We start from the raw sequence: 17,267 nt of genomic DNA, 5'->3' as shown, positions 1-17,267 counted from the left end.
AGTTAAGGCGCTATATTGAGCGTAAACGTGGGTGGTACCACGGCTAAGAAAAGTAATTTAGTCGTCCCTAGATTCTATTTTGGAATCTAGGGATTTTTTTTGGAGGAAAAAGATGGCAAACTTTGACATTTTAGAAGATTTAAGATGGCGCGGGGCAATTAATCAACAAACGGATGAATCCGGCTTAACTAAATATTTGCAAGATCATGATGATTTTGCATTATATTGTGGTACAGATCCAACAGGTGATTCGCTCCACATTGGACATTTAATTCCGTTCATGATTCTTAAGAGGTTTCAACTAGCTGGTTACCATCCAGTAATTGTAATTGGAGGAGGAACAGGTTCAATTGGTGATCCGTCTGGACGTAAATCAGAACGGGTACTATTAAGCCCAGAGAAGCTTCATCAAAATGAAGTAGCTTTAACTAAGCAGATGGAAAAATTGTTTGGTACTGCTAATTTTGAAATTGTAAATAATTCAGAATGGTTAGATCAAATAAGTTTAATCGATTTCTTACGTGATTATGGAAAACATTTTCAGGTGAATAATATGCTGAGTAAAGATGTAGTCGCTAGCCGTTTGGAAAATGGTATTTCCTTTACGGAGTTTTCATACCAAATACTTCAAGCAATTGACTTTTATCGCCTGAATAAAGATCATAATGTGCAGATGCAAATTGGCGGAAGTGATCAGTGGGGTAACATCACAGCGGGCATCGATTTAATTCATAAATTGTCCGGTTCAGAGCAACCTGCATTTGGCTTAACTATACCGTTAATGCTGAAAGCCGATGGGACTAAATTTGGTAAATCAGCAGGTGGTGCTGTTTGGCTTGATCCAGAAAAGACCAGTCCGTATGAATTTTATCAATTTTGGCTTAATCAAGATGACCGTGATGTAGTTAAATATTTGAAATACTTTACATTTTTAAGCCATGAAGAAATTGAAGAACTAGAGGTACAAGTAGCAAAGGCGCCTTGGAAGAGAACAGCCCAAAAAGTATTAGCTAAAGAAGTAACAGAATTTGTTCATGGTGAAGCAGGATTAGCAGAAGCAGAAACGATTACTACTGCCCTCTTTTCTGGTGAGATTAAAAGCTTAACGGTTAAGCAAATTGAGCAAGGGCTTAAGCATGCTCCGATGGCTACAGCAACTTCTGAAAGCAAAAATATTATTGAGTTTTTAGTTGAGACTCAAATTGAATCTTCTAAGCGTCAAGCCCGCGAAGATGTTCAAAATGGAGCAATTTATATTAATGGTGAAAAAAAGCAGTCACTTGATTTCAATGTAGACCCAAGTCAAGCATTTAGCGGTAAATATGTAATTGTTCGTAAAGGAAAGAAAAAGTATACTTTAGTGAAAATTAAGGGTTAGATTAAGTGAAATGGCTGTTATTAGCAGGTATTTTATTTATAGAAAGGAAAAAATGCGAGCGCGAATTATCCTTTATTGTCCAACGATAAAAGCTGTTTTATTAATTCACCGCATTAATAAGCGTGATTATTGGGTAGTACCAGGTGGTCGAGCACACAAGGGAGAAACTGCCAGTGAAACGGCCCTTCGGGAGTTTAAAGAAGAGTTAGGGATTGAGTTAGCGGCTCGAGATTTAACTCTACTATATCAATTAGACCAAGACGAAAAACAAATTTTTTTTAAAGCGACAACCAAATTAATTAGGGCCCCATTGATTCAAGGTGAAGAAAGAACGCGGTCAAGTAGTACTAACATCTATCATCCAGAATGGGTTAAGCTTAAAGATATAGCTAAGATTAATTTAATGCCACCACAAATAGCAGCAAGGCTAGCAGCAGACAATGCTTAAAATTATAATAGCGCTGTAATTGACAAATTATAGTTATTTATTCATAATCATATTTAATGATATAGCCTTATATTATTAAATATAATCTTAGGAGATAAGTATGAATAACCAATCAATTTTAGTTACAACAACAGAGAAGATACCTGGTAAAGAATATGAAATCATTGGTGAAGTTTTTGGAGTAACAACTCAATCTAAAAATTTTTTAAAAGATTTTGGTGCAGGACTAAAGTCAATGGTTGGTGGAGAAATTCGTAGTTATACCAAAATGCTAGAAGAGTCACGTGAACAGGCAATGATTAGATTACGTGAATCAGCACAAAAATTGGGTGCAGATGCGGTGGTAATGATGCGCTATGATTCCGGGTCAATTGGTAATGACATGCAATCAGTTGTTGCCTATGGTTCAGCAGTAAAATATGTAGCACATAATGAATAATTAAGATAAAAAAGTATTCTCGTTCTATGTGAATACTTTTTTGTTACAATAAATATGCCGCTTTAGCTCAGCAGGTAGAGCACCGCCGTGGTAAGGAGGAGGTCCCACAGTTCAAATCTGGGAAGCGGCTTAAGGATAAGGAGTTGATCTTGTGGATATAACTAAAGTAATCTGCTTTGTTAAGGAAAAATTGAAAAATGAAAAAACAGGCCATGATTTTTATCATGGTCAACGTGTAGCTCATTTGGCACGGCAACTTTATTTGCAAGATAACCCGACTGCTGACTTGGCTAGTCGAAAAATAGGGATTATTCAAGCAACAGGCTATTTACATGATACAATTGATGAAAAAATTTGTAGTAATCCAGCAACTGTAATCCAGCAAATAAAAGTTGTGTTGAAGCAGGCTAAGTTTACGGAATTAGAAATTCAAGATATTTTGTTTACAATACAACATATGTCATTTTCTAAAAATATTGGGCATCATTATCAGTTACCATTATCTGGTAGATATGTTCAAGATGCAGATCGACTCGAAAGTCTGGGTGCTATAGGAATTGCACGTGCTTTTACCTATGGCGGATTGCATGGCATTGATATTTATAATCCTAAGATCAAGCCAGAAAAGCTAATTAGTCATGACCAATATCGTAAGCATACTGAGACAACAATTAATCATTTTTACGAAAAATTGTTTCAGCTTGAAGATACAATGAATACTCTTGGTGGCAAAAAAGAAGCACATAAACGCACTGAGTTTATGCATAAGTTTGTCGATCAATTTATGGCTGAATGGAATGTTTAATAAATATTTTTAGTAAGTAAACTGAGATTTTAAATAAGAATCTCAGTTTTTGTTTACCGCAAAATAAAAATAAAAAAATTTAGTTGTTGCATACAAAAGCCCTAATCGGCAAGCTATGACAAGTTTTACGCCAAAACAAGAACATTGCTACATCAACACTTTATATTGTATAACAGCTTTGACATAACCACTAAATGTTGATATTTTATTAACTGGAATATCTAGGAGGTCATAAAATGAAAATCAAAAAAATTGTTTCTTTTGCTACCATCGCATTATTTACTGGACTGGCATTGACTGCTTGTTCAGGCAAAAAACAGGGTGGAAATGGTAATTCTAGTGGAAGTGCAAAAAATTCAATTGCATTAATTACTGATCAAACGGGTGTTAATGATAATTCTTTTAGCCAGTCTGCTTGGCGCGGATTTAAAGCTTATGGTAAAGAGCATGGCTTAAAGCAAGGCCGCAATGGTTATCAATATTTTCAATCAAGCGGTTCAGCTGATTTTGAACCAAATCTAGATCAAGCGGCTAAGTCGGGCTATCAAACAATCTTTGGCATTGGCTATAGTTTGAAAGATGCGGTTAGTGCAGCAGCCAAAAAGTATCCCAAAAAGAATTTTGTTATCATTGATGAAGTAATTAAGGGACAAAAAAATGTGGCCTCGGCTAACTTTAGAAGTGAACAGGCAGCATATTTAGCAGGAGTAGTTGCAGCAACGCAAACTAAAACTAATACGATTGGTTTCATTGGTGGAACACATGGCGATATTATTGATCTATTTGACGCCGGATTCACTAAGGGTGTTCATGATCAAGCTAAAAAATTAAATAAAAAAATCACATTATTAAATCAATATGTTGGTGACTTTACTAGTGCTGATAAAGAAAAAGCTATTGCACAATCAATGTATGCCAAAAAGGCTGATATTATTTTTCATGCTTCTGGGATGGCCGGTAATGGTCTTTTCCAAGAAGCTAAATCAATCAACCAAAATCGTCCAGCCAATAAAAAAGTTTGGACGATTGGTGTAGATGTTGACCAGTCATACCTTGGCAATTATAAAGATAAAGACGGAAAGAAAAGTAATTGTGTTTTAACTTCTGTAATTACCGGAGTAAATGTTGCAACTCATGATATTGCTAATCGCGCATATAACGGTAAGTTCCCTAGCGGCAAGCAGCTAGTTTATGGCTTAAATACTAATGGTGTATCGATTGAACGTGGGCAAATCAATAGTAAAGCTTGGGAATATTCACGTATAGCAAGGGAACAAATCATTAAAAATAAAATCAAGGTGCCAATTCATCCCAAATAAATAGTTCGTATTTTGATTGATAATTGTTTTTATATCTGCTGGAAAACGATAAAAGTTGAAATTAAACGTATTTTATAATAAAATTAAAGTTATAAAGTTCGTGTTTTTGGAGGATATAATAAACATGGGGAAAAAAATTACGAAATTATTATCACTAGGGGTTGTAGCTACTTCTGCTATCTTACTTTTTACTGCTTGTACAGGCAAAAAACAAGGTTCAACTGGGCAGAGTAAAAAAGATAGTATTGCTCTGATTACAGACAGTAACGGAATTAGCGATCAATCCTTTAACGAAGCCGCATGGGCAGGTTTCAAAGCTTACGGTAAAGAGCATAATTTACAAAAAGGATCCGGATATCAATATTTTGAATCCAATAGTGCCACTGACTTTACCCCAAATTTTGATCAAGCAGCTAAGTCCGGTTATGATACAATTTATGGTATTGGTTATATGTTGAAAGATGCTGTTAAGGCAGCTGCTAAGAAAAATCCAAAGAAAAATTTTGTTATCATTGATGACATAATTACCAAGCAAAAAAATGTTACATCCGTAACTTTTAAAAGTAATGAAGCGGCTTATCTAGCTGGAGTGGCGGCTGCCTATACAACTAAAACAAATAAAGTTGCTTTTATTGGTGGGGCTAAGGCTGTAACAATTGAATCTTTTGCAAGTGGTTTTAAACAAGGTGTTACTGATGCAGCTAAGGCGCTAAATAAAAAAATTGAAGTTACCGAGCAATATATCGGTAATTTCACTGCAACTGATAAGGCAAAATCAATGGCGCAATCGTTATATGCCAATAAATATGATGTGATTTTTCATGCCGCTGGCTCAGCTGGAAATGGCGTTTTTCAGGAGGCCAAAGCATACAATCAAATGAGATCAGCTAGCCAAAGAGTCTGGGTTGTTGGCGTTGATGTTGATCAAGCAAAACTGGGAAATTACAAGTCAAAGGATGGGCAAAAGGGTAACTTTACTTTAACTTCTGTTTTAAAAAGATTAGATGTTGCAACTAAGTCAATTGCAGATCAAGCGGCAAAAGGTAAGTTCCCTGGTGGTAAACATTTGGTATATTCTTTAAAGGATAATGGTGTATCCGTGACTAAAGGAAGTATGTCACCTAAGGCTTGGACTGCCGTGCAAAAAGCCAAAACACAAATTGTATCTGGTCGAGTTAAGGTGAAATAATAAAAAGTAATTAGGTAAAATAAAAACTCTTTGTATCCACAAAGAGTTTTTTATAAAAGGAAATAGGGCTAAATGAAAAACACGACTAATGTAATTGAAATGCGCCACATTGTCAAAGACTTTAATGGCTTTAAAGCTAATAACGATATCAATCTTACTTTGCAAAAAGGTGAAATTTTAGCACTCCTTGGGGAGAACGGTGCTGGGAAGTCTACCTTGATGAGTATTTTATCGGGGCTGCTTACGCCATCTGCTGGTGAAATAGTTGTTCGTGGGAAAAAAGTCACCATTAAAAATCCGATAATTGCTAAAAAATTAGGAATTGGTATGGTACATCAACACTTTATGTTGATGGATTCTTTTACTGTATTGGAAAATATTATTTTAGGGCATGAAGTTACTAAAGGGATAAGGTTAGATTTTAAGAAGGCACAACAGGAAATTAAAGAGTTGTCGCAACGTTATAATTTAAATGTTGATCCCTTAAAAAAAGTTAGTGAAATTACAGTGGCTCAACAGCAACGTGTTGAAATTCTTAAAATTTTATATCGTGGTGCAGATATTATGATTTTTGATGAGCCAACAGCAGTATTGACACCCCAAGAAATTACTGAATTTATTCAAATATTACATGGGTTAGCTAACGAAGGTAAATCAATAATTTTAATTACTCATAAGTTAGAAGAAATTAAGCAAGTAGCTGATCGAGTAAGTGTTATTCGTGCGGGTAAAAGTGTCGGTAATTTTAAAGTTACTGATGTAAGTAATAATCGCTTAGCTGAATTAATGGTGGGACGACATGTTAATATGCAATTAGATAAAGCTCCTGCCATAATTGGTAAAACAATTTTAAAAGTTGCTAATTTAAATGTTAAAAATAAGCAAAATATTCCTGCTTTAAAAGGATTATCTTTTAATTTACGAGCGGGAGAAATTTTAGGTATTGCAGGTATTGATGGTAATGGTCAAGATGAGTTAGTACAAGCTTTAACTGGCTTAACACATATTGATTCAGGTCATGTTCTAATCAATGACCAAGAAACAACTAATCAAGAAGTCCGTAAAATTACCGAAAAAGGTGTTTCATGTATTCCTGCTGATCGTCAAAAGTTTGGCTTAATCTTACCCTTTTCAATTGCTGATAATTTAGCTATTCAGTCATATTATAAAAAACCGTATTCTCATCATCATGTACTTAATCATGATTTGATAAAGCAACATGCTCAAAAATTAGTTAGCCAGTTTGACATTCGAACTACAGGAGTTGAGTCACCAGTAAGTGATCTATCTGGTGGAAATCAACAAAAAGTGATTATTGCTAGAGAATTGAGCCGAGATAGTAATTTAATTATTGCTTTTCAACCGACAAGAGGGTTGGATGTTGGTGCAATTGAATATATTCATCACCAACTGCTAGCTCAGCGAGCTAAAGGGAAAGCAATTTTATTAATTTCTTATGAACTAGATGAAATTATGCAACTATCGGATCGGATAATTGTTTTACATGATGGTAATATTTCTGGGGAAGTTAAACCAGATGATACTAGTGATAAGGAATTAGGTTTATTAATGACTGGAGTTAAGAAAGAAGGTACAACTTTTGCTTAAAGTAACTTCCAAGACTAAACAGAATTTAGTACTAATTATCTCAATTTTGGCGGGCTTTTTAGTTGGGGCAGTTATTATGCTCGTTTGGAGTTATAACCCGCTACAAGCATATTCGTCAATGTTTATGAGTGCACTGGGGAATATGAATGGGCTTGGTGAAACTATTCGTGAAGCGACACCATTAATTTTCACAGCGATTGGATTCGCAATTGCTTCAAATGCTGGTTTTTTTAATATTGGTTTACCGGGTCAAGCACAGGCGGGGTGGCTAACCTCGATTTGGCTTGTATTAGCTAATCCTAATATGCCTAAGTTTGTGCTACTTCCACTAGCAATCGTTGCGGGTATAATAGCTGGAGCAATTGTGGCTGGTATTGCTGGTTGGTTACGGGCACAATTTGGAACAAATGAAGTTATTACCACCATCATGTTTAACTACATTGTGCTCTATTCTTCGCAGTATTTGATGCAACAAATTATGCCAAGTCGTTTGCGTATTGATACTGACACAACAAAAACAATTTCAGCTAATGGAAGTTTAAAAATTAATTGGTTAAGTTCAATGTTTGGTGATTCCAGAATTAATGCTGGCATTTTTCTAGCAATTATTGCTGTTTTTCTTTATTGGTATTTAATGAAGAAGACAACGATTGGTTTTGAAATTCGGTCAGTTGGAACTAATCCTTTTGCCAGTCGCTATGCTGGGATGTCGACTAAAAAGAATATTATCCTTTCGATGTTGTTATCTGGAGGTTTTGCTGGCTTAGGTGGTGTAGTACAGGGACTAGGGACTTATCAGAATTACTTCACGCAAACAACTAGCCTAGATATTGGCTGGGATGGCTTGTCAGTTGCCTTACTTGGTGGTGGTACTGCAGTCGGTATATTGCTTGCTGCGTTATTGTTTTCTATTTTGAAAATTGGTGGTCTAGGTATGCAGACAATTGCGGGTATTCCCTATGAAATAGTTTCCATTGTGATTGCTGCAATTATCTTCTTTGTTGCCATTCAATATGTAATTGGCTTGTTATTTAAGGATAAAGGTTCAACCCCAGATATAGAAAAAGTCTCGCATATTACTGAAGGAGAGCAATAATGAATTTAGTTGCAATTTTATCTTTGCTAGTGTCATCAACCATTGTATATTCAACTCCCTTAATTTTTACTGCTCTTGGTGGAGTGTATAGTGAAAATTCAGGAATTACTAACATTGGACTTGAGGGAATCATGACCATGGGAGCTTTTTCGGCAGTAGTTTTTAATTTAACTTTTGCTACTTTTTTCGGCAAATTGACCCCATGGTTGGGGTTAATTGTAGGAGGAGTAGTCGGGTTGCTATTCTCACTTTTGCATGCTGTTGCAACGATTAATTTTCATGCCGACCATGTCATTAGTGGTACTGTACTCAATCTGATGGCACCACCATTAGCAGTGTTCTTGATTAAAGCAATTTATGATAAGGGGCAAACAGAAAATATTACACAAAGTTTTGGGTACTTTAGCTTTCCTGGATTAGTTAAGCTGCCGCTTATTGGACCAATTCTTTTTGAAAATACATTTGCTCCAGCTTGGGTTGCAATTTTTGTAGCGGTTTTTTTGTGGTGGATTTTATATAAAACTCGTTTTGGTTTACGATTACGCTCTTGCGGTGAAAATCCCCAAGCAGCTGATACGCTGGGAGTCAATGTTTATGGTATGCGCTATGCTGGTGTATTAATTTCAGGCTTTCTTGGCGGTATTGGCGGTGCAGTATTTGCACAAGCAATTTCGGGTAATTTTTCGATTTCGACGATTGTCGGTCAAGGTTTTATGGCTTTGGCAGCTATGATTTTTGGTAAGTGGAATCCTTTAGGAGCAATGCTTGCTTCGCTATTTTTTGGTTTTGCCCAAAGTATCAGTATTATAGGCAATCAGTTACCATTTTTTAATCATATTCCGTCTGTTTATATGCAAATTGCTCCTTATGTAATTACAATTATAATTTTAGTGTTATTCTTTGGTAAGTCAGTTGCTCCAGCAGCTGATGGTCAAAATTATATTAAGTCAAAATAGGAAGATAACAATGAAAGAAATTTATTTTAATCATGATGGCAATATTGACGACTTAGTGTCCTATTTATTGCTATTACAAGCACCAGATATTAAGTTGCTTGGTGTTAGTGCAATTGACGCCGATGGTTATCTTGAGCCATCAGTAGAAGTTTGTCGAAAAATGACGGATCAATTTAATTTGCGTGGTGATAAGCTAGCTATTGCTAAGTCGAATTCGCGGGCAGTTAACCAGTTTCCAGAAGCGTGGCGTACGGCATCATATTCCTTTAATTCACTACCATTACTAAATGAGTCTGGAAAAATAACAACTGGTGAAGCCGCTGAACCAGCGCATTTAGATATGATTGATAAACTAAGAAAGGCAGCTAAGCCAGTTACTTTAGTTATGACGGGTCCTTTAACTGACTTAGCCCGTGCTTTAGAAGTTGATCCCAAAATTGAAACAAAAATTGATCGTTTATTTTGGATGGGTGGTTCACTTGATGGTCATGGAAATGTGGTACAAGTAAATGCTGATGGAACACAAGAATGGAATGCTTTTTGGGATCCATTTGCGGTTGATCGAGTCTTTCAATCTGAGATTCCAATGCAAGTTATTGGGCTAGAGAGTAGTGAAGAACTACCACTAACCAATGATCTTAAGATGCACTGGGCAAGTTTGAGAAAATATCCGGTAGTTGATTTAGTAGGTCAAGCATATAGCTTATTAGTAAATCCTCCAATTCAAAGTGCCCAACTTTATTTTTGGGATGTATTGACGACAATTAATGCTTTATATCCAGAAGTGGTTCTAGCTTCGGAAAAGCGAACAGTTAAAGTACGTACCGTGGGTAATGCTGCGGGTCGTTTGGAAGATGATGAAAATGGGCGGGAGATTACTTTAGTAACCAAAGCTGATAAGGACTTCTTCTTTAAAAAGTTTGATGAATTAATGATGCAGACTAAGTAAAACTATAAAAACAGTTCTAGTTTAGAGCTGTTTTTTTGCTTTATTATAAATAAAGTGAGTATATATACTTACTTATAGTGATTTAAATTAAATTATTTTTTTATATCATTTAGTACAAAGAATGAGAAGATAGTTAGTTAGAAGAGTAGTCTACCTAGATACTAAAAGGATGAAAAAGCAAAATGTAAACAAGTAGTTAGAAGTCAACCAAAAAGACTAACTCAATAAAATACTGAGTTAGTCTTTTTATTTATAAAACTGGCTAATTTTTAGAAGCAATCTATACTAGAATCCTCGCCGGCTTAAGCCAATGAATCCCAAGCTGGTAATTCAGTTGCAGGACCTTCGGCTAAAGTGATTTGTTCAGAAGTTAGATACTTCTTATGAACAGCAACTTCATAAACGTATTCTTTAAACCATTCATTGTTCATTACAAAAAAGCCCTTGTCACCATTTTTTTCACCCCAGGAATTTTCTACTTTCCACTGGCGAATGTGACCCTGATCTTCGTCGACGCCAACAAGAGCCATGGCATGACTAAAGTAGCCGGCACCAGTTCGCAATCGATCAGCTTTTGACATTTTTAAATCAACCCCAAATAGGTCACTTAATTGATATAAGTTGCTATCTAAATAGCCTTTTTGCCGATCACTTTGCTCACCAACATCATTGCCAAACCAAACAGCTTCGCCATCTTTTAACTGGTTAACACTAGCACGTTCTAAGTATTCAATGGGAACATTGAGCCATTGAATGTGACAAGTGCCATCAATGTTATTGGCATCGGGCAAACTATAAAGTTTATTGTATTCATGGTCTGGAGCGTTAGCTAGAAGTACATAATCATTAAAGTCAACATCGCCCATATATTTATGTAGAAATTCTAGTGGGGTTAATTCTTTGTCTAAGTGATAATTTTTATCATCATCACGATATTCTAAATCAAACTTCTTAGGTGGCTCTCCTACAGCAATAGCTGTCATTCGATAAACCTCACTTAAGAATTGTTCACGAACGAGTTTGATTTTTTCATCTTCTCCTGCCTGCTTTAATTTACGTAGAACCAATGCGTCTTTTTTAAGCTTATCGCCTAAGGCTTTGCCAAAGCCAGCTGTATTATTTGCATTAAAGCTTTCCGGCATTGCATATGAAGGTACAACACCGTACTTTTCGATTAAGGCTGTTGCCATTTGAAAATGCCCGCCATCTTTGCCAGCATTATTTAGATGAGTTCTAACAATACGAGAATCAAGTGGCTCACTAGCTGTTGCAATAATATAGTTATAGAAATTATTAGCTCGTTCAATTTTGTCCCAGAAAAAGTTATAACTTTGTGAAAAAGTAAAGTTTTTACAATGATACTTTTGCCCAAAATTATGACGTAAAATATTTAGCGTCGCAAATTCCCAGCAGCGACCAGATTGACGTTGATTGGTTACATTATCAGTAGCTAATTCTGTAGAAAAAACGCGGGTTAGTTCATTTTGCACCCGATCATTATAAGCAGCAGCTAAGACACCACTTTTTTGTGCAGCCCTAGCAACAACCTGATTTTGCGTGCTTTTATTAAAATCAGCTGAAAACTTTTCTAATTCTTGTAAGGTAAGTTTGTATCCCATAGGTGAATCTCCTTTTAATTTAATTTTAAATCACTTTATATTTTAATCTAAAAGAAAAACGAGTTCAATAAGTGAACTCGTTTTTAGGAATTATAGGGTTGATAGTTTTGTCAGAATTGTGTTATTTAAGTTAGTCAATTTTTATTGAATTATCATTTTTATCTGTACTTTGCTTTGGTAAGACGACGGTTAAAACACCATTTTCATATTTGGCACTAATTTCATTAGCAGCAACATTTGGCAATCTAAAGCTTCTAGAAATGTGACCAATACTTCTTTCACGGTGAATAATACTACTATTGTGGGCAACATCCTTAAATGCTTTCCTCGACCCAGCAACACTTAAAATACCATTGTTGTAGTTTAAGCTAATATCATCTTTATTCATACCTGGCATATCAATATTAATTACATAATCATGATCATTTTCAGCCACATCAGACTGCATTAATTTTGTTATTTCAGTCTCATCAAAAAATTTTCTCGGAAGATCAAACCAATCATTCATTGCATCGAAAAAGTCATTGTGACGATTTATCATTTCATTTGTCATAGTAAAAACTTCCTTTCAAAATTAAATTAATTTATTACAGAAGACTTTCAATTCCTCTGTACAATTATTATTATAGTATTCAGCATTGAAAAATAAAAATAATTAGCACTCTTATTTTTTAAGTGCTAATTATGTGGTGGCTATCCTTTTATTATAAGAATTATAGCTTGTGGATTATTAAAATGAGGAGAAGAAGTTTTGACTTATTATCAGAAGATGACCCCAGAAGGCTATCAAAAAATTGAGATGGAAATTGCTCGTTTAAAAAAAGAGCGTCCAAGGCGAATTAAAATTTTGCAGGCAGCTCGAGCATTAGGTGATTTATCAGAAAATACCGAATATACCGAAGCTAAGCGCGAGTTAGGACATTTGCAAAGTAGATTACGTTATTTAAATAAGCAGTTGAATTATGCTGAAATTATTAAAAAAACTACTGATGGTAAAGTTGATTTAGGCAAAATAGTCACACTTAAGATTGGTCAAGAAAAAGAAACTGAGACATACCAAATTGTTGGGCGGATGGAAGCCGATGTTACTAAGGGTAAACTTGCCTTTGATTCACCATTGGGACAGGCGATTATGAAAAAAACTGTGAATACGACTGTAGAGGTAATAGCTCCTGCGGGAAACTATCAAGTAACAATTAAAGCGATCGATTAAAGACATCCTATTTAGTCGTACTTAATGTTAGTAATATATGTCCTATTAGGAATTAGTTGTGTCATATCTGAATTTAGATATTAAGTTTCGAGGAAGGAATCAGAAATCTTCTCGAAATGGATGGTCGAAAAAGCTAGCTATTTAAGAAAAGTTAATGATCATTTCATAAAATTACTTTTTTTTGCTATAATATGGATTTTGAAGAGTATACAATTAGTTAGATAGAGGTAGTTTTGTGAATACACCAGCATCAAGAGAAGGTAACCTAATACGCTATATTGTTTATTTTATTTGCTATTTAATGACAGCTGGCGTAATCAAGCTAGTTATTGAAAATCTGCCAATTCATATTTGGAATTTTATCTTATTTGCAACAATTTCCTTAATGGTTCTGTTATTTTTTATTTATCGCTTTAATCGAGAGCAACGCTTCTTTGCTCCAGGATTAGCCAGGTCATGGATTATTAGTAATTTTGCGCTTATTATTGGCATGACCCTGCTAATTACTGTATTCAGAATCAGTATTTCTTGGTTGCAATCGTATAATCACTTGCAGTTGTACGGTCTACAAACAACATATTTACACCATGAAGGGGTGGCAAATTATTGGTTCTTTGTGATTGCGTTAGGAATAGTTTTACCGATATTACAAGAGTTTTTAATTACTGGCTTTTTGTTTAACTATGCTTTTAGGCGTGATAATGTACCTACCGCTATTTGGGGGATTATTACATCTGGAATTTTATTTAGTTTGCTTAATTGGCAAAATTCAGCAACATTATTATTAATCAATTTCTTTTTTGGCGCTATTTTTGCTTGGTCTTATTTGTATACACAAACTTTATGGATGCCGATTTATTTATCTGTTTTAAATGGTGTTTTACTTTTAATTATGACGTAAACTTAAGAACCAATGTATTAAGATAACTAAATTGCTTGGTCTGTTTTGGGATCAATTATAAGAATTAAATTACATAAAAAACGTAGGTTAAATCCTTAGGATTGACCTACGTTTTTTATATAGTATTAAGCGGATAGCGTGAATCGAACCCGCATCTTCAGCTTGGGAAGCTAACATTCTACCATTAAACTATACCCGCATTTCCTATTTATTTTACCATAGTTTTTTAGAAAAACCAACTTTCGGCAAAATTTTTGGCTATTGGGCCATTTTAGTGGCAACTAGATTTACGTCACGCGTAATTAGTGCAGAAAAATTTTGAAATAACCACTGGCGTAGTTCATCTGGCTCAATAACTAATGGCATCCGATCATGGATTGGTTGCATTATTTGATTAGCCGTGGTAGTAACCATTGAAAAATAATCGTTTTGGTAAATACCAGCAATTAAGGTCAGGGGCTCGTTAGAATTATGAAAACTATATTCCTCATGTGCTTGTTTACCGTATTTAGTAATATAAGTTTCCTGTGCTGTTTCAAAAAAGCAGTTTGTAACAATAATGCATCGTCTACGTGCAAAAGATGAATCCCACATAGATGGCCGTTGATTGAAGAAACGTTCTATCCGAGCATTGAAAATAACTTGATTTTGATTCATTGGCTTGGGATAGCCCCAAGTTTTAGGAATTAAAAGTAACTGATTATTTTGATATAAGAGTATAGGGGCCTTTTTTTGGGGAAAAATATTAGAATTTTGCGGTAGATTCGAATCTGGTTCTATTAATGGTAATTTTAAATCGGTAATTAAGTATTTTTTGATTTCAGCTAAGCTTGGTATTTGGAATTGATGACACATTTGATCCTCTGTATTTTATCATGGCTTGATTTTTGGTAGAATTAGTTGTAATTACTGCATTAAAAAGATTTTAAAATTTTTTTCAACTTTCGGCAAGGAGGATACTAATGAAAAATAAAATACTACTTACGGGTGATCGTCCAACTGGTAAATTACACGTTGGACATTATATTGGTTCATTAAGAAATCGAGTTAAATTACAAGATTCTGGTGAATATCAGCCATATATTATGATTGCCGATACTCAAGCACTTACGGATAATGCACGTAATCCAGAAAAGGTTCGTAATAGTTTAATTCAAGTTGCGCTTGATTATTTGGCCGTCGGTATCAACCCAGATAAATCAACCATTTTTGTTCAATCACAAATTCCCGCCTTATTTGAATTAACAGCCTATTACATGGACTTGGTTACAGTTAGCCGCTTGGAACGAAACCCTACTGTTAAGGCAGAAATTAAGCAAAAAGGGTTTAATGATTCAATTCCAGTAGGTTTTTTGAATTATCCTGTTTCACAAGCTGCTGATATTACGGCTTTTAAGGCCACAACTATACCAGTAGGTGACGACCAAAAACCAATGTTGGAACAGACAAGAGAAATTGTTCGAACTTTTAACCGTGTATATAATTGTGATATTTTGGTGGAACCAAAGGGTTACTTTTCGACTAAAGGACAGGGAAGATTGCCTGGGCTTGATGGAAACGCTAAGATGTCAAAATCTTTGGGCAATGCAATTTATCTTTCAGATGATGCAGCAACTGTCCAAAAGAAAGTTATGTCAATGTATACTGATCCTGGGCATGTTCATGTACAAGACCCTGGTAAGATTGAGGGTAATACTGTCTTTACTTATCTTGATATTTTTGATTCTGATACAGCCAAAGTGGCAGAATTGAAAGAAGATTATCAAAAGGGTGGATTAGGCGATGTCAAAATAAAACGATATTTAAACAAAGTATTAGAGCAGGAATTAGCACCAATCCGTGAACGTCGACTCCGATATGAAGAAAAGATTGATGAAGTTTATGAGATGCTCGAAGCAGGCTCTAAACAAGCTAATATTGTCGCAAATCAAACATTGTCTGAAGTACGTGATGCGATTGGCTTAAACTACTTTAAGAGGTAAAAAATGCGTGATCGGATTCCTTGGAAACAATACTTTATGATGCAAGCTTTAGTAATTGCGCAGCGTTCTACTTGTGATCGTGCCTTAGTAGGCAGTGTTTTGGTAAAAGATAATAGAATTATTGGAACTGGTTATAATGGGTCAGTTAGCAATGAGCCACATTGCGATGATATTGGGCATCAGATTGTTGCTAATCATTGTGTGCGGACAATTCATTCAGAAATGAATTCATTGATTCAATGTGCGCGCAACGGTGTTTCAACTGATTATACGGAAATTTATGTTACACATTTTCCTTGTTATAATTGTGCTAAGGCTTTAGTTCAAGCGGGTATTAAAAAGATAAACTATTACTTTGATTATCATGATAATCACTTGGCAATTGAGCTTTTTAAAGATTGTGAGGTTCCTTATGGGCAAATTAAAATTAATCGCAACTATGTTGAACAGCTGGCACATAAGCTTGAAGATGTTGAAAACTAAATTAAGTTCTATAGTTGTATTAGTTAGTCTATTTTTAACGATGACCGCATTTTCTGATCCTAATATTAAGGATGAATGTCACCTGTTAGATAAAGAAACTAGCCATTTAATTGTTGCTAAAAATGGGCGGTATTTACAAACTAGTGAGCAACCTCAGATTGTGGTGCAAACGGTTCAACGAATAAATGATTTGACGCCACATCGTTTAGCTAAGGCTAAAAAAACTGTCTTTATCGTTGTAGGGGTCAAAAAAGAAAAGCGGAATGTCCAAATTTATTCTAGTAAGGATTTGCATGGTGCTTTTACAGCAGATGTGCGGGGAAGTATTATCCGATCACAATCTGCCGCATTACTTAGCAAGGACAAAAAAGAATTTAACAAGGGCTTGAGATTTGTTTTTCGCGCTTGTGCAACGACCATTGATCAACGCTACCAATATGCCCTTGATAAATATGATTTAACTAGTAAGGAACGGGCGCAAGTCATTCATCCGCATCGATTGGCTTTGCCGATTGCTATGGCTTTAGTTATTGTAATTGCTGGCCTAGCGTATTTTTTCAAAAGTAATTTACATATAAAAAATAAGTAAAAGGATTGACCACCTTAAGCGTGTGTGTTACTATCGATTTGCTAATTAAATAAAACAAATAAACTGTTAGGTGAGACTCCTACGTGAACATATGCTATCGCTCAGAAACATCCAGAGATGCCAATGAGTCAAATAGTTATCGTCGATTTAAGGCGCTAACCAGATAGCTAGCTTAAGGCTTACGTCACGTAGTGTTAAAACTGAACGACGAGTACTTGATAATACCTTGTTTAAAAGGAGGGAGCGCCTAGCGGATAAAGCAGATTGGGGCTCTCTTTTAGTTTGTTTGAATT

At 35.2% G+C, this 17,267-nt stretch carries 18 protein-coding genes, 2 tRNA genes and 1 riboswitch; of the genes, 16 read left to right on the top strand and 4 right to left on the bottom strand.

The annotated features are described in order from the left end of the window. Positions 1-112 precede the first annotated feature (112 nt). The 11 genes from tyrS (at position 113) to F5ESL0233_RS07000 (ending at position 10,187) form a co-directional block, all read left to right on the top strand. On the top strand, positions 113-1,378 hold the full coding sequence (gene tyrS, locus F5ESL0233_RS07050) for a tyrosine--tRNA ligase (protein ID WP_122059440.1): 1,266 nt from the start codon (positions 113-115) through the stop codon (positions 1,376-1,378). Between the two features lie 52 nt (positions 1,379-1,430). Then, entirely contained in the window at positions 1,431-1,826 is a 396-nt protein-coding gene (locus tag F5ESL0233_RS07045) for an NUDIX domain-containing protein (protein WP_158593143.1), read from the top strand. Between the two features lie 100 nt (positions 1,827-1,926). Beyond that, a complete protein-coding gene (locus tag F5ESL0233_RS07040; RefSeq protein ID WP_122059436.1) occupies positions 1,927-2,265 on the top strand; it encodes a heavy metal-binding domain-containing protein in 339 nt (112 codons plus the stop codon). Positions 2,266-2,321: 56 nt separating this feature from the next. Continuing rightward, positions 2,322-2,395, top strand: a tRNA-Thr gene (locus F5ESL0233_RS07035). A 21-nt stretch (positions 2,396-2,416) separates the two neighbouring features. Then, complete coding sequence (locus F5ESL0233_RS07030; RefSeq protein WP_122059434.1) at positions 2,417-3,070, top strand: HD domain-containing protein; 654 nt, start codon at positions 2,417-2,419, stop codon at positions 3,068-3,070. A 236-nt stretch (positions 3,071-3,306) separates the two neighbouring features. Beyond that, positions 3,307-4,389: a BMP family protein gene (locus F5ESL0233_RS07025; protein ID WP_090092469.1), complete on the top strand. Its 1,083-nt coding sequence runs from the start codon at positions 3,307-3,309 to the stop codon at positions 4,387-4,389. A 124-nt stretch (positions 4,390-4,513) separates the two neighbouring features. Further along, positions 4,514-5,578, top strand: a complete 1,065-nt coding sequence (locus tag F5ESL0233_RS07020) for a BMP family protein (RefSeq protein WP_090092468.1) — start codon at positions 4,514-4,516, stop codon at positions 5,576-5,578. A gap of 72 nt (positions 5,579-5,650) precedes the next feature. After that, the gene (locus F5ESL0233_RS07015; RefSeq protein WP_122059432.1) at positions 5,651-7,186 is read left to right on the top strand and encodes an ABC transporter ATP-binding protein; all 1,536 of its coding nucleotides are present in this window, start codon (positions 5,651-5,653) and stop codon (positions 7,184-7,186) included. Continuing rightward, positions 7,179-8,282: an ABC transporter permease gene (locus tag F5ESL0233_RS07010; protein WP_090092465.1), complete on the top strand. Its 1,104-nt coding sequence runs from the start codon at positions 7,179-7,181 to the stop codon at positions 8,280-8,282. Before F5ESL0233_RS07015 ends, F5ESL0233_RS07010 begins: the two co-directional genes overlap by 8 nt. Further along, positions 8,282-9,238 carry an ABC transporter permease gene (locus F5ESL0233_RS07005; RefSeq protein WP_122059431.1) on the top strand — a complete coding sequence of 319 codons (957 nt, stop codon included), beginning with the start codon at positions 8,282-8,284 and terminating at the stop codon, positions 9,236-9,238. The genes F5ESL0233_RS07010 and F5ESL0233_RS07005 overlap by 1 nt, the downstream gene beginning before the upstream one ends. A 10-nt stretch (positions 9,239-9,248) precedes the next feature. Beyond that, positions 9,249-10,187, top strand: coding sequence for a nucleoside hydrolase (locus tag F5ESL0233_RS07000; RefSeq protein ID WP_118896090.1), 939 nt, complete (start codon positions 9,249-9,251; stop codon positions 10,185-10,187). 302 nt (positions 10,188-10,489) lie between these two features. On the opposite strand, the gene F5ESL0233_RS06995 is transcribed toward F5ESL0233_RS07000, so the two are convergent. Together F5ESL0233_RS06995 and F5ESL0233_RS06990 are read right to left on the bottom strand one after the other, a co-directional pair. Beyond that, positions 10,490-11,806, bottom strand: a complete 1,317-nt coding sequence (locus tag F5ESL0233_RS06995; RefSeq protein WP_090092461.1) for a C1 family peptidase — start codon at positions 11,804-11,806, stop codon at positions 10,490-10,492. Positions 11,807-11,936: 130 nt separating this feature from the next. Further along, positions 11,937-12,359, bottom strand: a complete 423-nt coding sequence (locus tag F5ESL0233_RS06990) for an Hsp20/alpha crystallin family protein (protein ID WP_090092460.1) — start codon at positions 12,357-12,359, stop codon at positions 11,937-11,939. A 198-nt stretch (positions 12,360-12,557) separates the two neighbouring features. Here F5ESL0233_RS06990 and greA point away from each other — a divergent pair, with 198 nt between their 5' ends. Together greA and F5ESL0233_RS06980 are read left to right on the top strand one after the other, a co-directional pair. Further along, positions 12,558-13,019 carry a transcription elongation factor GreA gene (gene greA, locus F5ESL0233_RS06985; protein ID WP_122059429.1) on the top strand — a complete coding sequence of 154 codons (462 nt, stop codon included), beginning with the start codon at positions 12,558-12,560 and terminating at the stop codon, positions 13,017-13,019. Positions 13,020-13,254: 235 nt separating this feature from the next. Next, positions 13,255-13,920, top strand: coding sequence for a CPBP family intramembrane glutamic endopeptidase (locus tag F5ESL0233_RS06980; protein ID WP_122059428.1), 666 nt, complete (start codon positions 13,255-13,257; stop codon positions 13,918-13,920). Positions 13,921-14,048: 128 nt separating this feature from the next. Here the strand turns inward: F5ESL0233_RS06980 and F5ESL0233_RS06975 are convergent. Continuing rightward, positions 14,049-14,119 (bottom strand) — tRNA-Gly (locus F5ESL0233_RS06975). 59 nt (positions 14,120-14,178) lie between these two features. Continuing rightward, positions 14,179-14,775: an SOS response-associated peptidase family protein gene (locus F5ESL0233_RS06970; RefSeq protein WP_122059426.1), complete on the bottom strand. Its 597-nt coding sequence runs from the start codon at positions 14,773-14,775 to the stop codon at positions 14,179-14,181. A gap of 107 nt (positions 14,776-14,882) precedes the next feature. Here F5ESL0233_RS06970 and trpS point away from each other — a divergent pair, with 107 nt between their 5' ends. From trpS to F5ESL0233_RS06955, 3 genes are read left to right on the top strand one after another with little or no spacing between them, the layout of a single operon-like run. Next, entirely contained in the window at positions 14,883-15,902 is a 1,020-nt protein-coding gene (gene trpS / locus F5ESL0233_RS06965) for a tryptophan--tRNA ligase (RefSeq protein WP_122059424.1), read from the top strand. A gap of 3 nt (positions 15,903-15,905) precedes the next feature. Beyond that, positions 15,906-16,385, top strand: coding sequence for a deaminase (locus F5ESL0233_RS06960; RefSeq protein ID WP_122059422.1), 480 nt, complete (start codon positions 15,906-15,908; stop codon positions 16,383-16,385). Continuing rightward, positions 16,372-16,974, top strand: coding sequence for a TPM domain-containing protein (locus tag F5ESL0233_RS06955; RefSeq protein ID WP_090092453.1), 603 nt, complete (start codon positions 16,372-16,374; stop codon positions 16,972-16,974). Before F5ESL0233_RS06960 ends, F5ESL0233_RS06955 begins: the two co-directional genes overlap by 14 nt. 55 nt (positions 16,975-17,029) lie before the next feature. After that, positions 17,030-17,194: riboswitch (M-box (ykoK) riboswitch) on the top strand. The last annotated feature ends 73 nt before the right edge of the window (positions 17,195-17,267 follow it).

Source organism: Lactobacillus sp. ESL0233, from assembly GCF_003692995.1.
GTDB classification, from domain to species: domain Bacteria; phylum Bacillota; class Bacilli; order Lactobacillales; family Lactobacillaceae; genus Lactobacillus; species Lactobacillus bombicola.
This window is presented reverse-complemented; position numbering and strand designations above follow the sequence as displayed.

What these genes read in the sequence shown, in the direction of transcription:
- F5ESL0233_RS07000 (WP_118896090.1), top strand. Translation starts at nt 9,249, where the DNA reads ATGAAAGAAATTTATTTTAATCATGATGGCAATATTGACGACTTAGTG.
- F5ESL0233_RS06955 (WP_090092453.1), top strand. Translation starts at nt 16,372, where the DNA reads ATGTTGAAAACTAAATTAAGTTCTATAGTTGTATTAGTTAGTCTATTT.
- F5ESL0233_RS06990 (WP_090092460.1), bottom strand. Translation starts at nt 12,359, where the DNA reads ATGACAAATGAAATGATAAATCGTCACAATGACTTTTTCGATGCAATG.
- F5ESL0233_RS06995 (WP_090092461.1), bottom strand. Translation starts at nt 11,806, where the DNA reads ATGGGATACAAACTTACCTTACAAGAATTAGAAAAGTTTTCAGCTGAT.
- F5ESL0233_RS06960 (WP_122059422.1), top strand. Translation starts at nt 15,906, where the DNA reads ATGCGTGATCGGATTCCTTGGAAACAATACTTTATGATGCAAGCTTTA.
- tyrS (WP_122059440.1), top strand. Translation starts at nt 113, where the DNA reads ATGGCAAACTTTGACATTTTAGAAGATTTAAGATGGCGCGGGGCAATT.
- F5ESL0233_RS07020 (WP_090092468.1), top strand. Translation starts at nt 4,514, where the DNA reads ATGGGGAAAAAAATTACGAAATTATTATCACTAGGGGTTGTAGCTACT.
- F5ESL0233_RS07005 (WP_122059431.1), top strand. Translation starts at nt 8,282, where the DNA reads ATGAATTTAGTTGCAATTTTATCTTTGCTAGTGTCATCAACCATTGTA.
- F5ESL0233_RS07015 (WP_122059432.1), top strand. Translation starts at nt 5,651, where the DNA reads ATGAAAAACACGACTAATGTAATTGAAATGCGCCACATTGTCAAAGAC.
- trpS (WP_122059424.1), top strand. Translation starts at nt 14,883, where the DNA reads ATGAAAAATAAAATACTACTTACGGGTGATCGTCCAACTGGTAAATTA.
- F5ESL0233_RS06970 (WP_122059426.1), bottom strand. Translation starts at nt 14,775, where the DNA reads ATGTGTCATCAATTCCAAATACCAAGCTTAGCTGAAATCAAAAAATAC.
- F5ESL0233_RS07045 (WP_158593143.1), top strand. Translation starts at nt 1,431, where the DNA reads ATGCGAGCGCGAATTATCCTTTATTGTCCAACGATAAAAGCTGTTTTA.
- F5ESL0233_RS07025 (WP_090092469.1), top strand. Translation starts at nt 3,307, where the DNA reads ATGAAAATCAAAAAAATTGTTTCTTTTGCTACCATCGCATTATTTACT.
- F5ESL0233_RS07040 (WP_122059436.1), top strand. Translation starts at nt 1,927, where the DNA reads ATGAATAACCAATCAATTTTAGTTACAACAACAGAGAAGATACCTGGT.